The organism is Corallococcus sicarius, from assembly GCF_003611735.1.
Lineage (GTDB): Bacteria > Myxococcota > Myxococcia > Myxococcales > Myxococcaceae > Corallococcus > Corallococcus sicarius.
In genome coordinates this window covers 1-3819 of the sequence record NZ_RAWG01000527.1, presented here as the reverse complement: position 1 = coordinate 3819, position 3819 = coordinate 1, and the positions used below count along the sequence as shown (strand labels likewise).

Annotated in this window: 3 protein-coding genes; 1 reads left to right on the top strand and 2 read right to left on the bottom strand. The window is 73.8% G+C overall.

Annotation, left to right across the window (positions count from 1 at the left end; all coding sequences use genetic code 11):
- A partial coding sequence (locus tag D7X12_RS45250; RefSeq protein WP_341868270.1) for a sensor histidine kinase occupies positions 1-2333 on the top strand: 2333 nt, incomplete at its 5' end.
- A gap of 1 nt (position 2334) precedes the next feature.
- On the opposite strand, the gene D7X12_RS40105 is transcribed toward D7X12_RS45250, so the two are convergent.
- On the bottom strand, positions 2335-3234 hold the full coding sequence (locus tag D7X12_RS40105; RefSeq protein WP_120630401.1) for an MBL fold metallo-hydrolase: 900 nt from the start codon (positions 3232-3234) through the stop codon (positions 2335-2337).
- Between the two features lie 158 nt (positions 3235-3392).
- Positions 3393-3819, bottom strand: a 427-nt coding sequence (locus D7X12_RS40100) for a cupin domain-containing protein (protein ID WP_208719601.1), incomplete at its 5' end; no start/stop codon positions are given.

Genomic DNA, 3819 nt, shown 5'->3' with positions numbered 1-3819 from the left:
GGACGCGGGGCGCGGGTGGGGCCTGGGTGCCCGGCGGCGGAGGGACACCCATGGCCATGGCCCGTCCCAGTCGCTTCGGACAGGACAGCGGGTGGGGGCTCGGGGCGAGCCTGGCGGTGGCGCTCGTGCTGACGACGGTCGCCGTGGGCGCGCTGCTGACGTCGCGGACCGCCGGCAAGGCGCGGGTGCTGGAGCGCTCGGTGGACCTGCTGGAGGTGGAGCACCTGGGGCGGTCCTTCAGCGACAAGGTCTCCCTGGCCAACAGCGCGCTGCTGGCGGGCGGGCGCTCCATCACCCAGGACACGGCCCTGGCCCGGCAGCGCTTCCTGGACGCCTCCGAGCGGTTGCGTGAGCGGCTGCTAGCCCCGGAGGACCAGGCGCTGGTGGACGCGGTGTGGAGCGCCGAGCAGACGCACGAAGCGGCGCTGCTCGCCCTGCGGGACACGCCCGAAGGCCCAGAACAGATGGCGGCCCAGATGGCGGCCCGCGAGCAACTGGCGCGGGCCCATGCCCGGGTGCGCGAGGCCCAGGCCCGGCTGGAAGGGGAGGTGCAAGCGCGGCTGACCCGGGCCCACCAGGCGGCGCTCGCGGCGGACCGGTGGGAGCTGGGGCTGCTGTTGCTGGCGTCGTCGCTGGGCGTGGTCGTGGCGTCGTCGCTGGCGTGGGTGCTCCACCGCCAACTGCAACCGCTCAAGCGCGAGGCGGTGAGCATCGAGCACCGCTTCCAGGCCCTGGTGGAGGGCGTGCGCGACTACGCGCTGGTGCTGCTGGACGCGCGCGGGCGGGTGGCGAGCTGGAGCCCGGGCGCCGAGCGCATCCAGGGCTGGACCGAGGCGGAAGCCCTGGGCCGCCCGGCCTCCCTCTTCTACACGTCCGAGGAGGCGGCGGCGGGCCAGTCCGAGCGGGACCTGGCGCGGGCGCGGAACGAGGAGCGGCTGCAGACCGAGGGCTGGCGGCAGCGCAAGGACGGCTCGCGCTTCTGGGCGGAGATGTCCATCACCGCGCTGCGCGACGAGTCCGGGGCGCCGCAGGGCTTCGCGGTGGTGACGCGCGACATCACCCAGCAGCGGCGCACGGAGCGGATGCAGGAGCTGCTCGCGGAGGCCGGCCGCGTCTTCCACCAGTCGCTGGACCCCGACCTGACGGTGGCGGAGCTGGCGCGGCTGCTGGTGCCGGAGGTGGCGGATGGCTGCATCCTCTATCTGTTGACGCCCGCGGGGGAGCTGCGGCCCCGGGCCGTCACGCACGTGCAGCCCGAACGCGAGGCGAGCCTGTGGGAGAGCCTGCGGCGCTTCCCTCCGCGCCCGGGCACGTCCCCGCATATCTGGGAGGTGATGCGCAGCGGGCGCTCGTTCCTGGACGTGGAGGCGAGCGGGCTGCAACTGGAGATGGTCGCGGAGAGCCCCCAGCACCGGGTGCTCATCGAACGGCTGGGCATCGGGTCGTCGCTGGTGGTGCCGGTGCGCGCGGGCAGCAGGACGCTGGGCGTGTTCGTGCTGATGACGGCCCGGGGACACCGCCGCTTCGCGCCAGGGGACCAGGTGCTGGTGGAGGAGCTGGCGGGCCGCGCGGCGCTGGCCCTGGAGAACACGCGGCTCTTGCGCGAGGCGCGCGAGGCGGTGGACCTCATCGCCGTCACCGCGCACGACCTGGGCAATCCCTTGCATGCCCTGCAATTGCTGTTGCGCAAGGTGCAGCGGGCGCAGGAGGCGGACCAGGGCGAGGTGGCACGACAGGGATTGACGGCGGCGCGCGGTCAGGCGCAGCGGCTGGGACAATTGCTGCACGACCTGCTGGACCTGTCGCGGCTGTCGTCCAACACGCAGGTGCTGGACACGTCGCCCGTGGACCTGGGGGAGCTGGCGCGCGAGGTGGTGGACCGCTTCGCGGAGAGCGCCGCGCAGGCGGGCTGCACGCTGACGCTGGAGGCGCAAGCCGGGCAGGTGGGCCGGTGGGACCGCATCCGCCTGGATCGGATCATCACCAACCTCATCGCCAACGCGCTGAAGTTCGGCCGGGGCCACCCGGTGACGGTGCGGGTGGCGGCGCTGGACGCGGAGCACACGCGGCTGGTGGTGCGCGACGAGGGCGTGGGCATCGCGCCGGAGGCCCAGCGCCGCGTCTTCGAGCGCTACGAGCGCGAGCCCACCGCGAGGGCGGAGCCGGGCTACGGGCTGGGCCTCTACATCGTGCGCCAGCTCGTGGAGTCGCACGGGGGCACCATCCGCCTGGACAGCGTGCCGGGGCGGGGCGCCACCTTCACCGTGGACCTGCCGCGCATGCCCCGCTCCGTGGAGGAGGCGGCGCGGGCGGAGCCGGTGTCGCTCCAGTGACTCAGAGGTGCAGCGACGGCACGGGGGCGACGATGCCGGGGCGGATGGGGAAGTCCGGGGGCAGCTTCTCGCGCTCCTCCAGGCGTTCGAACTCCAGCGTGTCGTGCGCGCAGAACACCGTCACCTGCTCGCCGTGGCGCTGCACCAGCTCCCGCAGGCGGCGCAGGTTGTACCAGCGCATCCACCCGTCCTTCTGCATCAGCTTCTGGTACGCGCGCAGGCCGACGGTGCACCGGTACCGGTCCAGGTCCATCTCCCCGTGGTGGAAGTACGCATCACCGGCGTGCAGCATCCACCCGCTGCCGGTGTCGATGGCCACGCCCGCGTGGCCCAGCGTGTGGCCCACCAGCGGCACCAGCAGGATTTCGGGCGGCAGCCCGCTGAGCTCGCGCACGCAGTCGAAGCCGAACCAGGACTCGCCCTGGCGCGCGGCGTAGGTCTCCCAGCGCGTCTCCTTGGACCACTGCTGCGGACGGAAGCGCGCGCGGTCCAACCCGCTGCGCTGCGCGGTGGCCACGCGGTACTCCTCCGCCAGCACGTGCACGCGCGCGTGCGGGAAGTCGTCCAGGCCGCCCGCGTGGTCGAAGTCCAGGTGGGTGAGGAGGATGTCGCGCACGTCGCTGGCCTGGAAGCCCATGCGTTCAATCTGCCGGACGGCGGTGGCCTCCTCGGAGAGGGCGGGCCGGCACAGCACGTCGCGGAACAGGCCATTGAGCCGCACGCGCGGCGCGTACACGTCATTGAGGCCGAAGCCGGTGTCCACCAGCACCAGTCCCCGGGGCGTCTCCAGCAGCAGGCAGTGGCAGGTGAGCGCCGCCGGGCCCGTGAAGTCACGCCGTCCATCCATGAGCCGCCGACCGGGCGGGCACATGGTGGTGCAGTTCAGGTGGTGGATGCGCATGGCGGCTCCCGCTCCTCGTGAACGTGGCGGGGGCCCCGCGCCCGGATGCGGGCCGCGGGATGCCGCCATTCGTTCGTTCAGGGCAAAAGTGCGCCGTGGCCCCGCTGGGAGGAATCACCGCCGTCAGAGGCGACGTGGGCTCGCCTGCCCGGAGGGCATCAGAGCGGCGGCGCCTGCACGCCCGCTTCCGCGTCGTGCGGAGGGGCCGACATCAACACCAGCGCTTCGGAGGTGGTGATGGTGCGGTGCTCGACGCCGCGCGGGACGATGAGCAGCTCGCCCGCCTCCAGGTCCACGGCGCGATCGCCGGACTCCACGCGCAGGTGGCCCCGGGTGACGAAGAACAGCGCGTCTCCCGTCGCGTGCTGGCGCCAGGGGCCGGTGCCCGTCAGCCGCACCAGGTGCACCGGCTGGCCATGGAGCATGCCCACGGGCCGGGTGGTGCCGGGGCCGGACAGGTCGGTGAAGGCGTGCGCCAGGTTCACCTTCTCCAGCGGCGGCGGTGCGACGGCCGGGGAGGCCGGGGCTGCGGGGACGGCCACGGTATCGCGGCGGCGTGAGTCCCAGCGGGGGGGACGGCCCCCC